Source organism: Shewanella sp. MM_2022_3 (assembly GCF_022557375.1).
Taxonomy (GTDB): Bacteria; Pseudomonadota; Gammaproteobacteria; order Enterobacterales; family Shewanellaceae; genus Shewanella; species Shewanella xiamenensis.
Window position 1 is genome coordinate 31,281 of the sequence record NZ_JAKZGV010000030.1, and the last position, 18,698, is coordinate 49,978.

Here is an 18,698-nt window from a genome sequence, read left to right on the forward strand (position 1 = left end):
TGCGGTTTTTTTATTAACTATCGTTCATTACAGGATATGAAACATGGATCACTTGGCTCATCACTATCATGCCCACATCGCCGAGCTTAATCGTCGAGTTGCTGAAATTGTATCGCGTGAAGCATTATCAGGTTTAGTGATCCACTCGGGTCAGCCACATCGAATGTTTTTGGACGACATTAATTATCCTTTTAAAGCCAATCCCCATTTCAAGGCTTGGTTACCTGTGTTGGATAACCCTAACTGTTGGTTAGTGGTGAATGGTCGCGATAAGCCGCAACTGATTTTTTATCGCCCTGTGGATTTTTGGCATAAGGTGTCTGACGTGCCGGAGATGTTCTGGACCGAGCATTTTGAGATCAAATTACTCACTAAGGCCGATAAGGTTGCCGAACTATTGCCTGCCGATATCGCTAACTGGGCTTATTTGGGTGAGCATTTAGATGTGGCTGAGGTGCTGGGTTTCACCAGTCGCAATCCTGACTCTGTGATGAGCTATCTGCATTTCCACCGTACCACTAAAACCGAATATGAACTCGAATGTATGCGCCGAGCGAACCAGATTGCGGTGCAAGGGCATTTAGCGGCTAAAAATGCCTTCTATAACGGTGCCAGCGAGTTTGAAATTCAGCAGCAGTATTTATCTGCCGTGGGACAGGGCGAGAACGAAGTGCCCTACGGTAATATCATTGCCTTAAACCAAAATGCGGCGATTTTGCATTACACCGCACTCGAGCATCAAAATCCGGCGCGACGTTTATCTTTTTTAATCGATGCGGGTGCTAGTTATTTTGGTTATGCGTCGGATATCACTCGTACCTATGCGTTTGAGAAGAATCGCTTTGATGAATTGCTCACTGCCATGAACAAGGCGCAGCTCGAACTGATCGATATGATGCGCCCGGGTGTGCGTTATCCCGATTTACACTTGGCGACCCATGGTAAAGTCGCACAAATGCTGCTGGATTTTGAGTTAGCCACGGGCGATGCCCAAGGCTTAGTCGACCAAGGCATTACCAGTGCCTTCTTTCCCCATGGACTCGGTCATATGCTAGGCTTGCAAGTGCATGATGTGGGAGGTTTTGCCTTCGATGAACGTGGCACTCATATTCCGGCGCCTGAAGCCCATCCATTCCTGCGTTGCACCCGTATTTTGGCGCCAAACCAAGTGCTTACGATGGAGCCAGGATTATACATTATCGACACTTTACTCAATGAGCTAAAACAAGATAGCCGTGGTCAGCAGATCAATTGGCGCACCGTTGATGAGCTGCGACCTTTTGGCGGCATTCGTATCGAAGATAATGTGATTGTGCATCAGGATCGAAACGAAAATATGACCCGCGAACTGGGCTTAGCGTGATTTTAGGGAGAGCGAGTGCTCGAAAGTTATCTGATACCGAGTGAAAATGTGCAGATAGAAGAAGAGATAAAGCATAGCCGCTTTATCTCTTTTCTATTTCATTGCACAAGTTTAGAACAGCTGAAGTTAGTACTTACTGACATAAAGCGAGATTATCCCGGCGCCAGCCATTACTGCTATGCCTTTATTGCTGGAGCGCCCAACGACAGCATTGCCATCGGTTCGAGTGACGATGGTGAGCCAGCGGGCAGCGCTGGTCGTCCAATGCTCGCAGTATTACAAGGCGCGAATCTCGGTGAAGTCGGTGCCGTGGTGGTGCGTTTCTATGGCGGTACTAAGTTAGGTGTGGGCGGTTTAGTGCGTGCCTATACTTCGGGATTACGCCAAGGTTTAGGGCAATTGCCGACGCGATTGAAGCAATTTCGTTATCCAGCCAAACTGCATTGTGATTACACTCAATTAAGGGATGTCGAACATTTATTACAACAGTTAGAAGCGGTGATCATCGATAAGCAATTTGCCGAAGCCGTTGATATCCATTTTGAAATAGGCAAACAGCTACAGGGTATATTGAATGAATCACTGGCAACGTTGAGTCAGGGTAGCCTGCGAGCAGAGTTTGAGCTGTGATGCCTGCGTAAATTATGCCAAAATATGCAAAATGCTGAAAATACCTTTGCAGCCAATGGAATAATTGAACACGCGGAATGCAATACAAAACCATAATAAGAATCATAGGCCTGCTAATCGGCCTGTTCTCCATCACTATGCTGCCGCCAGCCTTAATCGCCATTTGGTATAACGATGGCGGTGGTACTGCGTTTATTCAGGCATTTTTTGTTAGCTTATTTATCGGTTTTTGGCTCTGGTATCCTAATCGTCGCTGCAAAGAGGAATTACGAACTCGCGAGGGTTTCCTGATCGTAGTTTTGTTCTGGACAGTGCTTGGCTCCATCGGTGCCTTACCCTTTATCTTCTCAAGCCAACCCGATCTCAGCTGGACCGATAGTTTCTTCGAATCATTCTCCGCACTAACTACCACAGGAGCCACCGTTATTGTCGGACTGGACTCCTTACCTAAGGCCATTCTGTTTTATCGACATATGCTGCAATGGCTCGGCGGTATGGGGATCATTGTTCTAGCTGTGGCGATTCTGCCTGTGCTTGGAGTTGGGGGCATGCAGCTGTATCGCGCCGAGATTCCAGGGCCTGTGAAGGACAGTAAGATGACGCCGAGGATTGCCGAAACGGCTAAGGCGTTATGGTACATCTATCTACTGCTAACCATCACCTGTGCTGGCGCCTATTGGCTGGCGGGGATGAGCGTATTCGATGCCGTGTGTCACTCGTTTTCGACCATCGCCATCGGGGGCTTTTCGACCCACGATGCCAGTATGGGCTACTTTAACAGCCCTGTAATCAATCTGATTTGCGTATTCTTTTTGATAGTCTCTGCAGTGAACTTTAGCGTGCACTTTGCGGCATTTTCGCGCCGCGGGATCAATTTTAGAGTCTATTTTCGAGACACTGAGTTCAAGATGCTGGTGGCAATTCAGTTGGTGCTGACGGCGATTTGCTTCTTAACCCTTTATCACTCAGGGATTTATGACTCGCCAGAAGAAACCTTAGATCACGCCTTATTCCAAGCGGTTTCGGTGGCGACAACTGCTGGCTTTGGTACTGAAAGTTTCCATATGTGGCCGCTTTTCCTGCCGATTCTGTTGATCTTCTCAAGCTTTATCGGTGGGTGTGGTGGTTCAACTGCGGGCGGGATAAAGGTGATCCGAGTTATCCTGCTGCTGTTGCAAGGTTCTCGTGAACTTAAGCGCTTGGTTCACCCTAAGGCGATGTTCTCAATTCGTATTGGCTCCAAGGCGTTACCAGATCGTGTCGTCGATGCAGTATGGGGATTTTTCTCTGCCTACGCTTTAGTTTTCGTACTGTGTATGTTGGCGCTAATGGCCATGGGGCTGGACGATATTACGGCCTTTAGTGCCACCGCTGCCTGTTTAAATAACCTTGGCCCAGGGCTTGGGGAAGTGGCGAGTAACTATGCCAGTATCGGTGATGGCGCCAAATGGGTGCTGGTGGTGGCCATGTTATTTGGTCGCCTCGAAGTCTTTACCTTGTTGATTTTGTTCACGCCAACTTTCTGGAAGGATTGATATGCAGACATTAATAATCTATTCGACAATCGATGGCCAAACACTGGAAATTTGCCGAAAAATCAAAACGCTTGCCGAACAAGCGGGTGAGCAGGTGTCGTTAGTCACCTTAGAACAGGCCGAGGCCTTAAGTCTTGTCGATTTCGATAAAGTGCTGATTGGTGCGAGTATTCGTTATGGTAAACATAGACCTGAGCTATATCAGTTTGTAAATCGCAACCACGCGGTGTTAAGTGCAAAAATTAACGGTTTTTTCACTGTAAATGTGGTGGCGCGTAAGCCATTAAAGAACACGCCAGAAACCAATCCTTACATGCAAAAGTTCCTTAAATTATCGCTGTGGCAACCACAGCAATTGGCGGTGTTTGCAGGCAAGATTGATTATCCTAAATATAGTTTATTCGACCGGACCATGATCCGCTTTATCATGTGGATGACTAAGGGGCCGACTGACCTGAAGGGCACCTTCGAGTTTACCGATTGGGGTAAAGTCGAAGCCTTCGGAACGCACTTTAGCAAGCTGTAAAAATGATAAAGCCCTAGTCTCAGCTAGGGCTTTATGACTGCATGGCGTCGTTTAACGATTTATACCGCGCAGTAACGACTATGTAGAATGGAAATCACTTGGGTGACTTGTTCATTCTTAAGCTTGTAATACACAATCTGGGAGCTCTTACGGGTATCGACTAAGTCTTCAGCTCGCAATACTGCTAAATGCTGTGATAGTGCCGATTGGCTTAAAGGAACTGTCGCATTCAGTTCCGTCACGCTCAGCTCTTTATCCAGTAAAAGGCACAGAATCATTAAGCGATAAGGATTCGCTATAGCTTTAAGCCATTTAGCCGCACTTTCCGCATTAGTTACCATTGCATTTACATCTATATCATTTTGCATAAGGTACTCACTTGATCGCTTTTGATTAGATAATTCTAATTGAACATGTTTCTATACGCAATCATACTGCTCGGCAATTCAGATCTCAATTTTTGCATTTCAGAATATGAGACAACGCTGATTTGTGATCCTATCAGGGGTTTATTTAACAGATGATTGCCACAATGGTGCCACACTTTAACGGAACGGGAATACCCCATGACACGCATTTTGGTGCTTTATTTTACCCGTGGTGGCCACACGGCCAAGATTGCGAATGCAATCGCGCAGCAATTGACTCTGCGTGGTGCTGAGGTTGACTTAGTCGACATCAATAGTGCGGCTGCAACAAGGATTAACTGGCCCGATTATCAACTGGTGGCTTTGGGGGCTTGCGTACTCTATGGTACCTATGACAAGAGCGTATTCCAGTTTGTTGAACAACATTCGCAAGCGTTGAGTGCGTTGCCAAACAGTTTTTTCTGCGTCAATGTGGTGGCGCGTAATCCTGAAAAACGTATTCCAGAGAACAATAAATACCTGCAAAAATTCATAACCTTATCACCTTGGACTCCCGCCGATTTGAAGATTATTGCTGGTAAGGTGGATTACCCTTCGTGGCCTTGGTACGACAGATTAATGATCCAATTGATTATGAAAATCACCAAAGGGCCAACGGATCCTAAGGCGGTGATCGATTATACCGACTGGGAAGATGTGAAGGTCTATGCCGACCATTTGCTGACTTTGGCTAAGGTTGCTGAGCCCGCCTAATAAAAATGCGCTCTGTGAGCGCATTTTTAGTTGATGACTGATACGACTAGTATTTCCAAAAACTGGGATGGAATAGTACGGCCACAGTTAAAATCTCTAAGCGTCCTAGCAACATACCTAATGCAAGCGCCCACTTAGCCAGATCGGGCAGTGTCGAGAAGTTACCCGCTGGGCCAATAATCGGCCCAAGTCCTGGGCCAACGTTGGTGACTGCGGTAATTGCGCCAGTAAAACTGGTCATGGGGTCGAGCCCTGTCAACACCAAAATCACCGAAAGCCCAACAATCACAAACATAAATAGCAGTACAAAGGTGATCAGCGAGCGCACAATATCCTCACTAATCAGGCGGTTATTATAGCGCTCCCTAAATATCCCATTGGGATGACATTGCTGCTTTAACTGCTCGCGCATAATGGCGCCAGCAATTTGAAAGCGGAAGATTTTGATCCCGCCAGAGGTCGAGCCAGAACAGCTACCGACAAACATTAAGAACAGAAAAGCGATATTAGCAAATGCGCCCCACGTACCATAGTCGGTTAACCCATAGCCCGTTGTGGTCACAACAGATACGACGTTAAAGCTGGATAAGCGTAATGCATCAATCAAGGCGATATCGCGGGTTTGCCATAACCAAACACCAATAAAGCAAGAAACAAAGGTCAGAAAAAATAAGAAGCCTTTGACTTGGGCATCATTCCAAACGCTTAAATCGCGCTGTTGGATCATCTGCACAAACATCAGCAGGGGTAAACCTCCCGCCGCCATAAACACAACGCCAACCCAATGGGCAGAATTGGAAAACGCCGCCATCGAATTATCTGAGGTTGAATAGCCTCCCGTCGACAGTGTGGTCATCGCATGGTTGATGGCTTGAAACCACGTCATGCCTGCAACATGGTAGGCAATACAGCAGATAATAGTCAGTAAAATATAGATAAAGAATAAATGCTTAGCCATGCTTTGGGTACGAGGAACTGCCTTGTCACTCCAATCCGATGACTCAGTGCGGAACAGCCGCATACCACCAACGTTTAAGAAGGGCAGAATCGCAACCGCCATCACGATAAAGCCAATACCACCGAGCCATTGCAATAACGAGCGCCAGATTAAGATACTGTGATCCATCGTATCTAACCCTGAGAGCACGGTTGAACCTGTGGTGGTAATACCGGACATGGTCTCGAAGAAGGCATCCGTATAACCTATACCGTGGTAAAGCGTAAAAGGCATAGCCGCAAACAGACTCACGATCAGCCAAGTTAGGCTGGTGAGCAGAAACATATCTCGAATATTGAGGTTAATGGCCTTACTTTGGCCGTTATGCAAACACAGGCTGGCGCAAATCCCTGTGACTAAAGCCGATAACATGAAAGAGCCTACGGTCTCCTCGCCGTTGAATGCGGCAAGAAGTAAGGGCGCTAACATAAAGGCTGTTAACATCGATAAAAACAGCCCTAAAATAAACAATAACGGTCTAAAGTTCAGCATAGGATGATGACTTAAAAGAAGAAGGCGCTAGGTTGGAACAGCTTCTCGACTTCGCCGATAAATTTTTTGTTTACCAAAAACAAAATCACGTGATCCCCTTGCTCAATCACTGTTTTATCATGAGCCATCAACACTTCCTCATTCCGCACAATTGCGCCAATAGTGGTTCCCGGCGGCAGCTTGATATCGCCAATGGCCTTGCCAACAACTTTAGAGGTGCTGGAGTCACCGTGGGCAATGGCTTCGATGGCTTCGGCGGCGCCTCGACGTAAGGAATACACGTTACAGATATCGCCTTGGCGGATATGGGTCAGTAAGGCTGAAATCGTTGCCTGCTGGGGTGAAATCGCGATATCGATATTAGCTTCTTGCACAATATCCACATAGGCTTCGCGCTGGATCAGCACCATCACCTTTTTCGCCCCCATGCGCTTGGCTAGCAGGGCGGACATGATATTGGCTTCATCATCGTTGGTGACGGCAATAAACACATCGGTTTGGTCGATATGTTCTTCGAGTAGCAGCTCTTGATCTGAGGCGTCACCACAAAATACTGTGGTGTTTTCAAGTTGTTCGGATAGAGACTCTGCGCGTTCGAACTTGTGTTCAATCAATTTGACTGAATGGGTGCGTTCGAGGCGTTTAGCCAGGCCTAAGCCTATGTTACCACCGCCGGCAATCATGATATTGCGGTAGGAGTTATCCAGCTTTTGCATCTCACTCATCACCGCGCGGATATGGCGACTGTCGGCCACGAAAAATACTTCGTCATCGGCTTCGATAATAGTCGTACCGCGGGGCATGATAGGGCGACCTTGGCGGAAAATCGCCGCCACCCGGGTATCAATATTTGGCATATGCTCGCGAAGTGCGGCCAAGGCATTACCGACTAAAGGGCCGCCGTAATAGGCGCGAACCGCAACTAAACTTAAGCGCCCTTCGGCAAATTCGAGCACTTGCAGCGCACCGGGATACTCAACCAAACGTTGAATGTAAGCGGTCACTAACTGTTCGGGTGCGATAAGTTCATCGATTACAAAACCGCCGCGAGGACGCCCATCGCTATTTTTGGTCTCACTGTCGATAAATAATTTATCGCGCATCGCTAGATAAGGTTCGGAGCGAATACGGGCGATTTTAGTCGGTGTACCAAATAGGCTGTAGGCCATTTGGCAGGCGACCATGTTGCATTCATCGCTGTTCGTCACAGCAATCAGCATGTCGGCATCTTCGGCGCCAGCCTCTTTCAGTACATCGGGGTGGGCACCATGGCCCGCCACGACGCGAAGGTCATATTTATCCTGCAGGGCGCGTAATCTGGATTTGTCGCTATCGACGATGGTGATATCGTTGTTTTCACCCACCAAATTTTCGGCCAAGGTTCCCCCAACTTGACCCGCACCTAATATGATAATTTTCATGGCCTTGCTTACTTCCTAATGGGTCGCTTTCAATAAACGGGCGTAATAAAACCCATCCATGTTGTGTTGTCCCGGCGTGATTTGCCAACCAATATCTTGGCTTGAAGCCTGCTGGGCAAGTGTGTCTAGCTTAGCATCTGCGGTTCTGGCTAAAAATGCACTAATTTGGTCTCGATTTTCCTGCGGCAAAATAGAGCAAGTTGCATACAGGAGTGTGCCACCGGGCTTGAGCCACTTCCAGCAGTGATCGAGAATTTGTCTTTGCAGCTCGGCCAGTTCTTCGATGTCATGGTTTTTGCGTAACCATTTGATATCGGGATGGCGGCGGATAACGCCCGTCGCTGAGCAAGGTGCGTCGAGTAAGATACGATCAAATTGTTCACCCTGCCAGCATGAGTCGATATTGGCCGCATCGCCATGAATAACTTCCGCTTTTAATGATAAACGGTCAAGGTTCTGTTGCACGCGCTCGAGACGTTTGGCATCGAAATCGACGGCAACCAGCTTGATGCTAGGTTCAAGTTCGAGTAAATGGCAGCTTTTACCACCTGGTGCGGCACAGGCGTCAAGGACCAGTTCGTTCGCTTGGGGAGCCAGCAGGGTCGCGGCCCATTGGGCGGCGCCATCTTGCACTGATGCTGCACCTTCGTGGAAGCGTGGTAATGTCGCCACATCCTTGGGATGGGCAAGCAGGATTGCATCATCACTCAGGCCCGCACTGGCTTCTATCTCTAGCTCACTCAGGGCGGCAAGATATTCATCGCGGCTTTGGGAGAGGCGATTGTTACGTAGCCACATGGGTGGACGCTCATGACTTTGCTGGATTATCTCTTGCCAGTTGTGAGGATAAGCGGCTTTTAAGCGCTTAATTAACCAGCCCGGCGTGTTGTAGCTTAAGGTCTCCGACTCTGTGCTAAGCGGTGTTAATTGGCGCTGAATATTACGCAGCACGCCATTGACGACCTTTACCATTCCCTCAAACTTTAACTGACGGCAGGCCTCTGCGGTTTCGGATATGGCCGCATGGCTTGGTATGCGGGTGAAGTAAAGCTGGTAACAGCCAACAATCAATAGCTGGTGGATGATCCTTTGCTTACCTTTGAGGGGATTGGCCAAACATTCGGCAACGCGTTTTTCTATCTGTGGCAAAGTACGCATTACGCCGTAGCAGAGCTCGGCGAGCAGGGCTTTATCTTTACCACTAGCAAGATGCCTTTGCTGTTCTGGCAGGGCAACTGAAAGTGACACGCCTTTTTCTAATACGTCGAAGATGGCTTTGGCCGTTAGTGCTCGCAAGTTCATCATTATTGCGCCTCGTTATTGAGACGAGTATTTGGGGTAAACCACTCGCCGCGGGCATTGAGAATATCTGCAACGCTGAGGGGTTTCTTACCGGGTAATTGCATGCTGAGCAGGGTTAACACACCATCGCCGGTGGCGACTTCAATGCCTTTTTTACTGGCGCTGATAATAGTGCCGGGTGCGGCATTGCTGCTGGTGGTGCTGACTTGGGTCTGCCACACCTTGATAGTATTGCCTTGGTGCTCAAAGTAGCTCACAGGCCATGGATTGAAGGCGCGGACTTCTTGCCATAATTGGGTCGCGGATTTAGTCCAATCTAACCTCGCTTCTTCTTTACTGAGTTTTTCGGCGTAGTTAGCTAAGGCTTCATCTTGTTTTTCAGCGGCTAAAGTGCCGTTGGCTAAAGCCTCGAGAGCTTGCAGTAGCGCATCGGGTCCTTGCTGGGCTAACTTCTCGTAAAGACTTGCCGAAGTATCGTCATCTTCAATTGGCAAGTAGGTTTTTAGCAGCATATCACCCGTATCTAGGCCGATATCCATCTGCATAATCGTCACGCCGGTTTCTTTATCACCTGCCCACAATGCGCGTTGAATCGGCGCCGCACCGCGCCAACGAGGCAGAATTGAACCGTGAACATTGATACAGCCTAAACGTGGCGTATCAAGCACGACTTTAGGCAGGATCAAACCGTAGGCAACCACCACCATAATATCGGCATTAAGGGCGGCCAGTTCTTGCTGCGCGGGTTCTTTGCGTAGCGAACCGGGTTGATAAACTGGAATATTGTGGGCGAGCGCTAGCTCTTTCACTGGGCTGGCGGTGAGTTTTTTACCGCGCCCTGCGGGTCTATCCGGCTGTGTGTAAACAGCAATCACATTGTGGTGTGAGTTAATCAGCGCCTGTAAATGGCGAGCGGCAAAATCCGGTGTTCCGGCGAAGATGATATTGAGTGGTTTCAAATCTGATCCTAATGCTTATTTGGCGTCTTGTTTGGCCGCTTTTTCAAGTTTCTGTTTGATCCGTTGGCGCTTCAATGGCGACAGGTAGTCGACAAATAACTTACCTTTCAGGTGATCCATTTCATGCTGAATGCAAATCGCAAATAGGTCATCGGCTTCAACGGTGAATTCATTACCGTGTCTATCCAGTGCTTTAACGGTAACAAATTCGGCGCGGTCAACCTTGGCATAGATACCAGGGACAGACAGACAACCTTCTTCGTTACAGAAATCACCGCTACTGGCAATAATCTCGGGATTGATAAAGACTTTAGGACGTTCAACCTCGTCTTGTAAATCCATGACGATCAGTTGTTTATGATAATCAACCTGGGTCGCGGCTAAACCAATCCCTTTTTCTTGGTACATGGTTTCGAACATATTATCGATTTGAGTTTGCAACTCAGCAGTAAACTCTGTGATAGGTTGTGCTTGAGTTCGCAATCTTTCATCGGGAAAGCGTAAAACTTTTAATAGTGCCATACTTAAACTCTTAACAAGTCTGTCAAATCTCAATCAGTTGGTTATACTGACTGAGGCTAATGGGTTAATTTTAATCTTTAGTGCCTATCAATAACAGTAAAAGCTCGATTTAAGAGCTAAACAACATGGACCGCACCATGAAACGGCTAATTTTACTTGCGTTAATGACCTTTCATTGCACATTGGTTTACGCTGACACTCTCACGTTGAAAGCAGGGTATCCAGAGTCATATGTGGTAAAGAAGGGCGATACCCTGTGGGATATTTCTGCAACCTTTCTAAATGATCCGTGGAAGTGGCCACGTTTATGGGATGTTAACCCTCAAATAGCCAATCCTCATTTAATTTATCCCGGTGATCAACTCACCTTAGTCTTTATCGATGGTCAACCCAGATTAGTGCTTAATGGCGCGAGTGCGAGTATTGGAGCCAGTGAAGCAAAACCCCATATTCGCAAAACTCCAGAGGGGCGCGTAATTGCCAAGAGCAATGCGGTTCCTGCGGTTGATTTGGCATTAATCCAAAACTATCTCGTTCAAAACCGTGTGGTTGATGCTAGCTGGCTAGGCATGCAACCTATGGTACTCGGCGGTGAAAGCCCGTCGCGCCATCATATTGTTGGTGATGTGATTTATATCAATAGCGAATTACCTTTGCATCAAAAGTTAGGAGTCTATGAGCGTGGCCGAGAATTCTTTAATAAAGAAACGGGCGAGGCGCTAGGACAGGAAGCGATTCTGGCATCCACAGGCCAAGTCATTGAGTCTGGCAAAGTGTCTAAGGTAAAAATTCTGAGCAATTTCCGTGAAACCAAAGCGGGCTTTAGGGTGTTGCCGATGGAGGATGAAGCGTTAATGTCAGCTTACTTTACGCCAAAACCCGCAGAACTTAAGACGCCAGCGACCATATTGGCAATCGAGTCGAAAATGCGCGAAGCCGGTAAACTCAATGTTGTCTATCTTGATAAAGGTACACAGGACGGTATTGAGCCTGGCGAGGTATTCTCCATTTATCGCGATGGCGAAGAAATCGTGATTAATAACGATGGCCAACCTGTGCCCACGATGGAGCGGACAGCCTATGACAATGTGGTTGCGTCACTTTCATCTGACAGGGCACTCAAAATGCCTGATGTTTACAATGGTAAGTTATTAGTATTCAAAGTGTTTGATAAAGCAAGTTTAGGATTGATTGTATCGACGGAGCGTTCTGTGCGGGTCGATGATAAATTAATCGCCCCAGATTCCTTAGCCTTTAGAGGTCAATAATCTCTGAAAACTTGGTTGATTGGTTAATTGTTAGTGCGGTATCTGGGCTCGGACCCGCTCGGACACAACAATTATTAACGCACATGGATGTGGACGACCTCAGGCAAAGGCTCGAGCATGAGAAACACTCGCTCCCTTTGTCTGACAATCAGCTCCACAGCTTGGTTATTGACTATCAAAAAGTCGATGCTGCTTTAGAGTGGCAACAACAGGCGGCACATCATCATTTAGTCTGTTTTTCCGATCCGCTTTATCCTCCGTTGCTAAAACAATTAACTGATCCACCCTGCGTTTTGTTTGTTAAGGGCTGCGTCGAGGCGCTAGCGATTCCATCTCTTGCTGTTGTGGGCAGCCGTAATGCATCTCCTGGTGGGTTACAGGTGGCTTATCAATTGGCTCGAGAGATGTCGGCGCTTGGATTTAGTATCTGTAGCGGCATGGCGATGGGGATTGATGGTGCGGCGCATAAAGCTTGTGTTGATCATGGTGGAAGAACGCTTGCCGTGCTGGGAACTGGGATTGATATTACTTATCCGCGCCGACATAAGCAGCTTTATGAGGATATTCAGCGCCAAGGCTGTATAATAAGCGAGTTTTGGCCAGATGTTGGGCCTTTTGCGGGCAATTTCCCGAAACGAAATCGCATCATTAGCGGTCTTTCTTTAGGGACGCTGGTGGTTGAAGCCTGTCGCAAAAGTGGTTCACTCATCACCGCAAGGTTGGCTATGGAGCAAGGGCGTGAGGTGTTTGCCGTGCCTGGCTCCATCCTAGGAGGATTTCACCAAGGCTGTCACGATTTATTACGTGATGGGGCAAAACTTGTGGAAAGCGCGGCCGATATAGTGGAAGAGCTGGCAAGTTTGACAGCCTTTCATCTTGAAGAACTCTACTCCAGCCACCATATACAGCAAGGTGATATTTGTGATTTGCCATTTTCATCGCTGTTAGCTAGTGTAGGTTATGAAACTACAACAATTGATGCTGTAGTTGAACATAGTGGGAAAACGATAGATCTGGTGTTAGAACAAATGCTTGAACTTGAGTTGCAAGGTTGGGTTGTTGCAGTACCCGGTGGTTACGTCAGAGTAAAGAGGAGCTAGCCATGTTTGATATCCTCATGTATCTATTTGAAAACTATGTTCACAGTGAAGTCGAACTATTAGTTGATGAAGACGAGTTAACCAAGGAACTCACTCGCGCTGGTTTTCATCAGTCGGAGATTTTAAAAGCCTTAACTTGGTTGGAGCGTCTGGCAGAGTTACAGGAAGGGGATAAGCCTTACCTGTGTAATCATGATCAGCATTCGTTTCGGATTTACACCAAAGACGAAATGGAAAAGCTGGATGTGGAGTGCCGTGGATTCCTGCTATTTTTAGAGCAAGTTAAAGTGCTTAATGTCGAAACCCGTGAGATGGTGATCGACAGAGTCATGGAGCTTGATGAGCCTGCCTTGATCCTCGAAGATCTTAAGTGGGTTATTCTGATGGTGCTGTTTAATGCGCCCGGCCATGAGTCTGCCTATGAGCAAATGGAAGATTTAATTTTTGAGCAGCCTGAAGAAGGCCGGCTACATTCTTAAGTGTTGCGACGTGATAAATAATGAGAAAGGAGGCTAGCCCTCCTTTTTTGATGCCATATGTTTGTTGAGACCTGTGCGGTGAGTTATCTGCGGATTAGCCGCAATGACTAGTGGTAAATGATTATGTCTAAGATCGATGAACAACTATTTAGTGCCCATGAGCATGCACTGGAAAAAGAATACGAGTTATGCCCCGAATGTGGCAGCGAGTTGTCGGTAAAACACAGTAAGCATGGGAGTTTTATCGGCTGTAATAATTACCCAACCTGTGAATATACTCGTCCTTTAGTGCAGCACGAATCGATTGAAACCCAAGTGATTGAAGGTTCTAAATGTCCCGCATGCGGCCATGAGTTGGCTGTTAAATCGGGGCGTTTTGGCATTTTTATCGGCTGTACCCAATATCCCAATTGTACTCATATTGAAAGACCTGATCAGGAGAGCGATAAACCTGAGGTGGCCTGTCCTGAATGTAAAACGGGTAAACTTGAGCATCGAACCAGCCGTTTTGGTAAGAGTTTTTATGCCTGTAGCGCGTATCCCAAATGTAAGTTTATCGTCAATTATCCACCCGTTTGCGAAAGCTGCCCGAGTTGTGGCTTTGGGATTTTAGTCGAGCGTAAAGGTGCGGCGGGAATGCGTTTAGAATGCCCGCAAAAAAGCTGTAAATACAAACGAGCGCTTTAGTGTGATCGATCTCTCTAAAAGTTTGGCCGCTTAAACCGCCTTAGGTATAATCCCTGTCCAACCATGGATGGGGTAGCCAAGATGCCAAAATTTGTTTGGAAAAACGATTAAATCCATAAGGTAATCCTAAGATGTTACAGCTGCACCCCTCTGACATTAAAGACGTAGTGTTAAACGGTGGCGTTATCGCTTATCCCACTGAAGCCGTCTATGGTTTAGGCTGTGACCCAGATAATGATACTGCCATTCAAAAATTACTCGCCGTAAAACAACGTCCTTGGCAGAAGGGCCTTATCTTAGTGGCGAGCGAGTTTTCCCAGTTATTAGACTATGTTGATGAATCACAGTTGAGCGCCGAGCAGCTTGAGTTTGCCTTTTCTAAATGGCCAGGGCCTTTTACCTTTGTGATGCCGATTAAACCGCATGTCTCGCGTTATTTATCCGGTGAATTTGATTCTATCGCTGTGCGCGTCTCCGCCCATGAAGGTGTGCGGGCTTTGTGCCAAGCCTTGGGTAAACCACTCGTCTCAACCAGTGCCAACTTAGCCGGCGAAGATCCCGCACTTAGTGATGATGACATTCTCAACGCTTTTGAAGGCAAAATAGATGCCTTAGTGCTAGGCCAATTAGGCCAACAGCGTCAGCCGTCCACCATTGTTGATGCTCGAAGTGGCAAGATTTTGCGCAACGGACAGTAACTAATTAATAAAAATAAGGATAAAAGCTATGAGTGTGCCAGATGCGACAGTGGTAAAAGCATTTTTACTCGATCTACAACATCGAATTTGTGCGGGTCTTGAGCAGTTGGATGGGCAAGCGAGCTTTGCAGCCGATTCATGGACGCGCGCTGAAGGCGGTGGCGGCACCAGTCGGGTCTTAACCCAAGGTGCGGTATTTGAGCAAGCCGGAGTTAACTTTTCCCATGTGACAGGGGCTGCGATGCCCGCATCGGCAACGGCTCATCGCCCTGAACTGGCGGGTCGCAGCTTTGAGGCCATGGGTGTCTCCTTAGTGATTCATCCAAAAAATCCTTACATTCCAACCACCCATGCTAATGTGCGTTTCTTTATTGCCCATAAAGACGGCGCGGATCCTGTCTGGTGGTTTGGTGGTGGTTTCGATTTAACGCCTTACTATCCTTTTGAGGAAGATGTGCGTGAGTGGCATCAAAGTGCTAAAAATCTGTGCCAGCCTTTTGGTGATGATGTTTATCCAAAGTATAAGAAGTGGTGTGATGAGTATTTCTTCCTGCCACATCGTAATGAAACCCGCGGCGTGGGCGGTCTGTTCTTTGATGACTTGAACCAAGCAGGCTTCGATAAGAGTTTCGATTTTATGCAGGCGGTGGGCAACGGCTTCCTAACTGCTTATGCGCCGATTGTTGAGCGTCGTAAAGAGACTCCCTATGGTGAGCGTGAGCGTGAGTTCCAGTTATATCGTCGCGGCCGTTATGTTGAGTTCAATCTGGTATACGACAGAGGCACCTTGTTCGGCCTGCAAACCGGTGGTCGCACAGAGTCTATTTTGATGTCAATGCCGCCATTGGTACGTTGGCAATATGCTTATACGCCAGAGGCGGGCACTCCAGAGGCAGATCTTTACGATAACTACCTCAAGCCACGGGATTGGGTATAAGCAACGGGTATCAGTATGAGTAGCGTCATTGCACTTTATTGATTACGCATATGATCAGCCAGAGTTGAAATCGCCTCATAGATAGCGGCGCGATGCTCTGGCTTTTTTATATGTTTTTCAATGGCAAACTTCATGCAAAATAGCCATTGGTCCCGCATTGTCTCATCTACTGCGAAGGGCATATGCCGAGCGCGTAATGCGGGATGACCATACTTTTGCTGATACAACTGCGGGCCTCCGAGCCAGCCACTTAAGAATTCATAGAGCTTTTGTTCCGACTCTGCAATCGGCGCACGGTGAATCGCGAATAAGGCTTGTGTTTCTGCTGAGCTTGCCATTTTCTGATAGAAACTATTGGCAATCGCGCGGATCACTTTGTCGCCACCAATTAAATCATAGGCATTAGACTGATTCGGATCCCTGTCATCCGACACGCTTGTGTGTTTACTAAAAATCTTTTTAAGCCAGTTCATAGGTCTAACTGCATTGCTGTCTACAATTTCGATGCGCGCATTATAGCCTGAATGTCACTGTGAAACCGAAGGCTAAAGTTAGGTACAACAACTTAGGCTCGCCACTAGGCTGTGCTACCGCCTAAAAGCGCGCTAGACTGCATGCCATTCACAGCCAATAGAATCCCGCAGATGACAGATATGCCCTCAGTAACTACGCCAGTACTTGATCGATATGCCGTGTTTGGCAATCCGATAGGTCACAGTAAATCACCCTTTATCCATGGACAGTTTGCGGCCCTTACGCAGCAGTCCCTGAGTTATGAAGCGATTCTGGCGCCCATTGATGGTTTTGAGGCGAGTTTACGAGCATTTTTTCAGGCGGGAGGAAAGGGCGCGAATGTGACAGTGCCTTTTAAAGAGCAAGCCTTTGCTCTCTGCGACCGCTTAAGTGCCGAAGCGACACTGGCGGGGGCGGTCAATACCTTAAGTTTGTTGGCCGATGGCACAATTTATGGTGATAACACCGACGGTTTAGGATTGGTGGCTGACCTTATCAGTCACCTTGGTAGTTTGCAGCATAAACGGGTGCTCTTGGTGGGGGCCGGCGGTGCAGCGCGCGGCTGTATTTTGCCATTACTTAAGGCTGAAGTAGGTCAACTAGTCATCGCTAACCGCACTCAAAGTAAGGCGCAGGCCTTAGTAGAGATTTTTAGCCAAGTACAACAAGGGCGTTACCGCGATACACTCCAGTCGATGCCGATGCCAGAGTTGTCGGGGGAGTTCGATTTAGTGATTAACTCGACCTCGGCGAGTCTAGCGGGAGAGCTACCGCCACTACCACAGTCCATCATCGGCAACAAAACGGCTTGCTACGATATGATGTATGGCGCAAAACCAACGGCATTTAATCAATGGGCTGTGCAACAGGGCGCTGCGCAAGTGATTGATGGACTGGGTATGCTTGTGGGTCAAGCGGCAAAGAGTTTTGCGCTCTGGCGTGGCGTCGAGCCAGATACCTCAGGAGTGCTTAAATTGCTCAGGGACAAACTACAGGCCGACGCGCAATAGAGGCTCAAGAGGAAGATAAAATGAATCAGAGTATTTTATTCCCCGATCTGCAACATTGGGATGAAACCCAAAAGCACATTTGCTTTATTGCCCAGCAGCAGGGAATGAATATTAAGTGTTATATCAGCGCACAGAAGTTGGCGCAGTTAAATGACTTTTCGCCCCAGCCTAATATCGATGAAGCGGCCGCCATGTTAGCGCTATTTGATGCAGTTAGATTCGATGCCGAGGAAATGGCAGAAGCCTTAATTGAAGCAGAAGAGTTTGATGAATTTGGCGCAGTGCACTTAGGCTAAGCCAAAATAAACAAGATGGCAGCTTAAATTCTGCCATCTCGATTTAATAGATACATTACTCTGGCTTAGGTTCTGCCAAGTATTCGTTTTTCAAGCGCACATAGTTATCTGCGGATTCGGGTAAAAACTTCAATTCCGCTTCGGTTAACGGTCGCGCCTGTTTCGCAGGGCTGCCGACATATAAGTAGCCGCTCTGCAGCACTTTACCTGGTGGTACTAACGACCCCGCACCTAAAATCACATCATCTTCTAATATGGCACCGTCGAGGATAATGGCCCCCATTCCTACTAAAACACGATTGCCCACCTTGCAGCCATGCAGCATCGCCTTATGTCCAATCGTCACATCATCACCAATAATCAGAGGGTGACCTTCAGGGCGAGAGTCTGACTTACGAGTCACATGCAATATACTGCCATCCTGTACATTGGAGCGTTTACCAATTCGAATATGATTGACATCCCCACGAGCAGCCACCATAGGCCAAATACTCGCGTCGGTATCTAAAGCAATGTCACCAACGAGTACTGAAGCTTGGTCCACATACACATTATCGCCGAGTTGTGGATGAATTCCTTGGTAAGTTCTGAGTGGCCCAGACATAAAAAAGTCCCTAATTGAGTGGTTTTTAGCATTATAAAGGTTAAAAACTGACAGGTCAGGTCAAATATCCAACGAACAGTGCAAAAATGCCAATTATCTTAAAATTAGGGGTTGCACAAAAAGTTTCGCTGCCTATAATGCGCATCCACTGACACGGCAGACAGCGAAAGCGAGCGCGGTTACAGTGCGAATCGAATGCAAATTGTGCAGTTGATTCGAAAGCCTCAAGAAGTTTGCA

Annotated in this window: 22 protein-coding genes; 13 read left to right on the forward strand and 9 right to left on the reverse strand. The window is 47.5% G+C overall.

What is annotated here, in order from left to right; genetic code table 11:
* The first annotated feature begins 43 nt into the window (after positions 1 to 43).
* The 4 genes from pepQ (at position 44) to hemG (MMG82_RS14580) (ending at position 4,054) form a co-directional block, all read left to right on the forward strand.
* Positions 44 to 1,363: a Xaa-Pro dipeptidase gene (gene pepQ / locus MMG82_RS14565; protein WP_169548720.1), complete on the forward strand. Its 1,320-nt coding sequence runs from the start codon at positions 44 to 46 to the stop codon at positions 1,361 to 1,363.
* A 15-nt stretch (positions 1,364 to 1,378) separates the two neighbouring features.
* The gene (locus MMG82_RS14570) at positions 1,379 to 1,993 is read left to right on the forward strand and encodes a YigZ family protein (protein ID WP_241407020.1); all 615 of its coding nucleotides are present in this window, start codon (positions 1,379 to 1,381) and stop codon (positions 1,991 to 1,993) included.
* A gap of 77 nt (positions 1,994 to 2,070) precedes the next feature.
* The gene (locus tag MMG82_RS14575; protein ID WP_037429372.1) at positions 2,071 to 3,528 is read left to right on the forward strand and encodes a TrkH family potassium uptake protein; all 1,458 of its coding nucleotides are present in this window, start codon (positions 2,071 to 2,073) and stop codon (positions 3,526 to 3,528) included.
* A gap of 1 nt (position 3,529) precedes the next feature.
* On the forward strand, positions 3,530 to 4,054 hold the full coding sequence (gene hemG / locus MMG82_RS14580; RefSeq protein WP_037413499.1) for a menaquinone-dependent protoporphyrinogen IX dehydrogenase: 525 nt from the start codon (positions 3,530 to 3,532) through the stop codon (positions 4,052 to 4,054).
* Positions 4,055 to 4,113: 59 nt separating this feature from the next.
* Here hemG (MMG82_RS14580) and MMG82_RS14585 read toward each other — a convergent pair whose 3' ends face one another.
* The gene (locus MMG82_RS14585) at positions 4,114 to 4,422 is read right to left on the reverse strand and encodes a metalloregulator ArsR/SmtB family transcription factor (RefSeq protein WP_011715321.1); all 309 of its coding nucleotides are present in this window, start codon (positions 4,420 to 4,422) and stop codon (positions 4,114 to 4,116) included.
* A 198-nt stretch (positions 4,423 to 4,620) separates the two neighbouring features.
* Here MMG82_RS14585 and hemG (MMG82_RS14590) point away from each other — a divergent pair, with 198 nt between their 5' ends.
* Complete coding sequence (hemG, locus tag MMG82_RS14590; protein ID WP_037413503.1) at positions 4,621 to 5,175, forward strand: menaquinone-dependent protoporphyrinogen IX dehydrogenase; 555 nt, start codon at positions 4,621 to 4,623, stop codon at positions 5,173 to 5,175.
* 46 nt (positions 5,176 to 5,221) lie between these two features.
* On the opposite strand, the gene MMG82_RS14595 is transcribed toward hemG (MMG82_RS14590), so the two are convergent.
* The 5 genes from MMG82_RS14595 to def are packed head-to-tail and all read right to left on the reverse strand — an operon-like array spanning position 5,222 to position 10,868.
* A complete protein-coding gene (locus MMG82_RS14595) occupies positions 5,222 to 6,664 on the reverse strand; it encodes a TrkH family potassium uptake protein (protein WP_037413506.1) in 1,443 nt (480 codons plus the stop codon).
* Positions 6,665 to 6,675: 11 nt separating this feature from the next.
* On the reverse strand, positions 6,676 to 8,085 hold the full coding sequence (gene trkA / locus MMG82_RS14600) for a Trk system potassium transporter TrkA (protein WP_037429374.1): 1,410 nt from the start codon (positions 8,083 to 8,085) through the stop codon (positions 6,676 to 6,678).
* Between the two features lie 15 nt (positions 8,086 to 8,100).
* A complete protein-coding gene (gene rsmB / locus MMG82_RS14605) occupies positions 8,101 to 9,387 on the reverse strand; it encodes a 16S rRNA (cytosine(967)-C(5))-methyltransferase RsmB (protein ID WP_047540301.1) in 1,287 nt (428 codons plus the stop codon).
* A 2-nt stretch (positions 9,388 to 9,389) separates the two neighbouring features.
* The gene (gene fmt, locus MMG82_RS14610) at positions 9,390 to 10,346 is read right to left on the reverse strand and encodes a methionyl-tRNA formyltransferase (RefSeq protein ID WP_047535933.1); all 957 of its coding nucleotides are present in this window, start codon (positions 10,344 to 10,346) and stop codon (positions 9,390 to 9,392) included.
* Between the two features lie 15 nt (positions 10,347 to 10,361).
* Positions 10,362 to 10,868 carry a peptide deformylase gene (gene def, locus MMG82_RS14615; protein ID WP_047535936.1) on the reverse strand — a complete coding sequence of 169 codons (507 nt, stop codon included), beginning with the start codon at positions 10,866 to 10,868 and terminating at the stop codon, positions 10,362 to 10,364.
* 125 nt (positions 10,869 to 10,993) lie between these two features.
* On the opposite strand from def, the gene MMG82_RS14620 reads away from it, so the two are divergent.
* From MMG82_RS14620 to hemF, 6 genes are all read left to right on the forward strand, one after another.
* On the forward strand, positions 10,994 to 12,136 hold the full coding sequence (locus MMG82_RS14620) for a LysM domain-containing protein (RefSeq protein WP_047535939.1): 1,143 nt from the start codon (positions 10,994 to 10,996) through the stop codon (positions 12,134 to 12,136).
* Between the two features lie 83 nt (positions 12,137 to 12,219).
* Positions 12,220 to 13,236, forward strand: coding sequence for a DNA-processing protein DprA (gene dprA, locus MMG82_RS14625; protein WP_037413518.1), 1,017 nt, complete (start codon positions 12,220 to 12,222; stop codon positions 13,234 to 13,236).
* A gap of 2 nt (positions 13,237 to 13,238) precedes the next feature.
* A complete protein-coding gene (locus tag MMG82_RS14630; protein ID WP_011070451.1) occupies positions 13,239 to 13,715 on the forward strand; it encodes a DUF494 family protein in 477 nt (158 codons plus the stop codon).
* A gap of 123 nt (positions 13,716 to 13,838) precedes the next feature.
* The gene (locus MMG82_RS14635) at positions 13,839 to 14,402 is read left to right on the forward strand and encodes a topoisomerase DNA-binding C4 zinc finger domain-containing protein (RefSeq protein ID WP_037429392.1); all 564 of its coding nucleotides are present in this window, start codon (positions 13,839 to 13,841) and stop codon (positions 14,400 to 14,402) included.
* A gap of 131 nt (positions 14,403 to 14,533) precedes the next feature.
* On the forward strand, positions 14,534 to 15,100 hold the full coding sequence (locus MMG82_RS14640) for an L-threonylcarbamoyladenylate synthase (protein ID WP_037413519.1): 567 nt from the start codon (positions 14,534 to 14,536) through the stop codon (positions 15,098 to 15,100).
* 28 nt (positions 15,101 to 15,128) lie between these two features.
* Complete coding sequence (hemF, locus tag MMG82_RS14645; RefSeq protein WP_047535944.1) at positions 15,129 to 16,037, forward strand: oxygen-dependent coproporphyrinogen oxidase; 909 nt, start codon at positions 15,129 to 15,131, stop codon at positions 16,035 to 16,037.
* Positions 16,038 to 16,072: 35 nt separating this feature from the next.
* Here hemF and MMG82_RS14650 read toward each other — a convergent pair whose 3' ends face one another.
* Positions 16,073 to 16,510: a group II truncated hemoglobin gene (locus MMG82_RS14650; protein WP_037413521.1), complete on the reverse strand. Its 438-nt coding sequence runs from the start codon at positions 16,508 to 16,510 to the stop codon at positions 16,073 to 16,075.
* A 171-nt stretch (positions 16,511 to 16,681) separates the two neighbouring features.
* Here MMG82_RS14650 and aroE point away from each other — a divergent pair, with 171 nt between their 5' ends.
* Positions 16,682 to 17,560: a shikimate dehydrogenase gene (aroE, locus tag MMG82_RS14655; RefSeq protein WP_047535947.1), complete on the forward strand. Its 879-nt coding sequence runs from the start codon at positions 16,682 to 16,684 to the stop codon at positions 17,558 to 17,560.
* 20 nt (positions 17,561 to 17,580) lie between these two features.
* Positions 17,581 to 17,856: a DUF1488 domain-containing protein gene (locus MMG82_RS14660; RefSeq protein WP_037413524.1), complete on the forward strand. Its 276-nt coding sequence runs from the start codon at positions 17,581 to 17,583 to the stop codon at positions 17,854 to 17,856.
* Positions 17,857 to 17,911: 55 nt separating this feature from the next.
* On the opposite strand, the gene MMG82_RS14665 is transcribed toward MMG82_RS14660, so the two are convergent.
* A complete protein-coding gene (locus MMG82_RS14665) occupies positions 17,912 to 18,460 on the reverse strand; it encodes a gamma carbonic anhydrase family protein (protein ID WP_047535950.1) in 549 nt (182 codons plus the stop codon).
* Between the two features lie 55 nt (positions 18,461 to 18,515).
* A partial coding sequence (locus MMG82_RS14670) for a hypothetical protein (RefSeq protein WP_241407021.1) occupies positions 18,516 to 18,698 on the reverse strand: 183 nt, incomplete at its 5' end.

What these genes read in the sequence shown, in the direction of transcription:
- MMG82_RS14635 (WP_037429392.1), top strand. Translation starts at nt 13,839, where the DNA reads ATGTCTAAGATCGATGAACAACTATTTAGTGCCCATGAGCATGCACTG.
- def (WP_047535936.1), bottom strand. Translation starts at nt 10,868, where the DNA reads ATGGCACTATTAAAAGTTTTACGCTTTCCCGATGAAAGATTGCGAACT.
- MMG82_RS14660 (WP_037413524.1), top strand. Translation starts at nt 17,581, where the DNA reads ATGAATCAGAGTATTTTATTCCCCGATCTGCAACATTGGGATGAAACC.
- MMG82_RS14620 (WP_047535939.1), top strand. Translation starts at nt 10,994, where the DNA reads ATGGACCGCACCATGAAACGGCTAATTTTACTTGCGTTAATGACCTTT.
- dprA (WP_037413518.1), top strand. Translation starts at nt 12,220, where the DNA reads ATGGATGTGGACGACCTCAGGCAAAGGCTCGAGCATGAGAAACACTCG.
- MMG82_RS14595 (WP_037413506.1), bottom strand. Translation starts at nt 6,664, where the DNA reads ATGCTGAACTTTAGACCGTTATTGTTTATTTTAGGGCTGTTTTTATCG.
- aroE (WP_047535947.1), top strand. Translation starts at nt 16,682, where the DNA reads ATGACAGATATGCCCTCAGTAACTACGCCAGTACTTGATCGATATGCC.
- MMG82_RS14575 (WP_037429372.1), top strand. Translation starts at nt 2,071, where the DNA reads ATGCAATACAAAACCATAATAAGAATCATAGGCCTGCTAATCGGCCTG.
- MMG82_RS14585 (WP_011715321.1), bottom strand. Translation starts at nt 4,422, where the DNA reads ATGCAAAATGATATAGATGTAAATGCAATGGTAACTAATGCGGAAAGT.
- hemF (WP_047535944.1), top strand. Translation starts at nt 15,129, where the DNA reads ATGAGTGTGCCAGATGCGACAGTGGTAAAAGCATTTTTACTCGATCTA.
- MMG82_RS14630 (WP_011070451.1), top strand. Translation starts at nt 13,239, where the DNA reads ATGTTTGATATCCTCATGTATCTATTTGAAAACTATGTTCACAGTGAA.
- hemG (WP_037413503.1), top strand. Translation starts at nt 4,621, where the DNA reads ATGACACGCATTTTGGTGCTTTATTTTACCCGTGGTGGCCACACGGCC.
- MMG82_RS14665 (WP_047535950.1), bottom strand. Translation starts at nt 18,460, where the DNA reads ATGTCTGGGCCACTCAGAACTTACCAAGGAATTCATCCACAACTCGGC.
- rsmB (WP_047540301.1), bottom strand. Translation starts at nt 9,387, where the DNA reads ATGAACTTGCGAGCACTAACGGCCAAAGCCATCTTCGACGTATTAGAA.
- hemG (WP_037413499.1), top strand. Translation starts at nt 3,530, where the DNA reads ATGCAGACATTAATAATCTATTCGACAATCGATGGCCAAACACTGGAA.
- MMG82_RS14650 (WP_037413521.1), bottom strand. Translation starts at nt 16,510, where the DNA reads ATGAACTGGCTTAAAAAGATTTTTAGTAAACACACAAGCGTGTCGGAT.
- trkA (WP_037429374.1), bottom strand. Translation starts at nt 8,085, where the DNA reads ATGAAAATTATCATATTAGGTGCGGGTCAAGTTGGGGGAACCTTGGCC.
- pepQ (WP_169548720.1), top strand. Translation starts at nt 44, where the DNA reads ATGGATCACTTGGCTCATCACTATCATGCCCACATCGCCGAGCTTAAT.
- MMG82_RS14640 (WP_037413519.1), top strand. Translation starts at nt 14,534, where the DNA reads ATGTTACAGCTGCACCCCTCTGACATTAAAGACGTAGTGTTAAACGGT.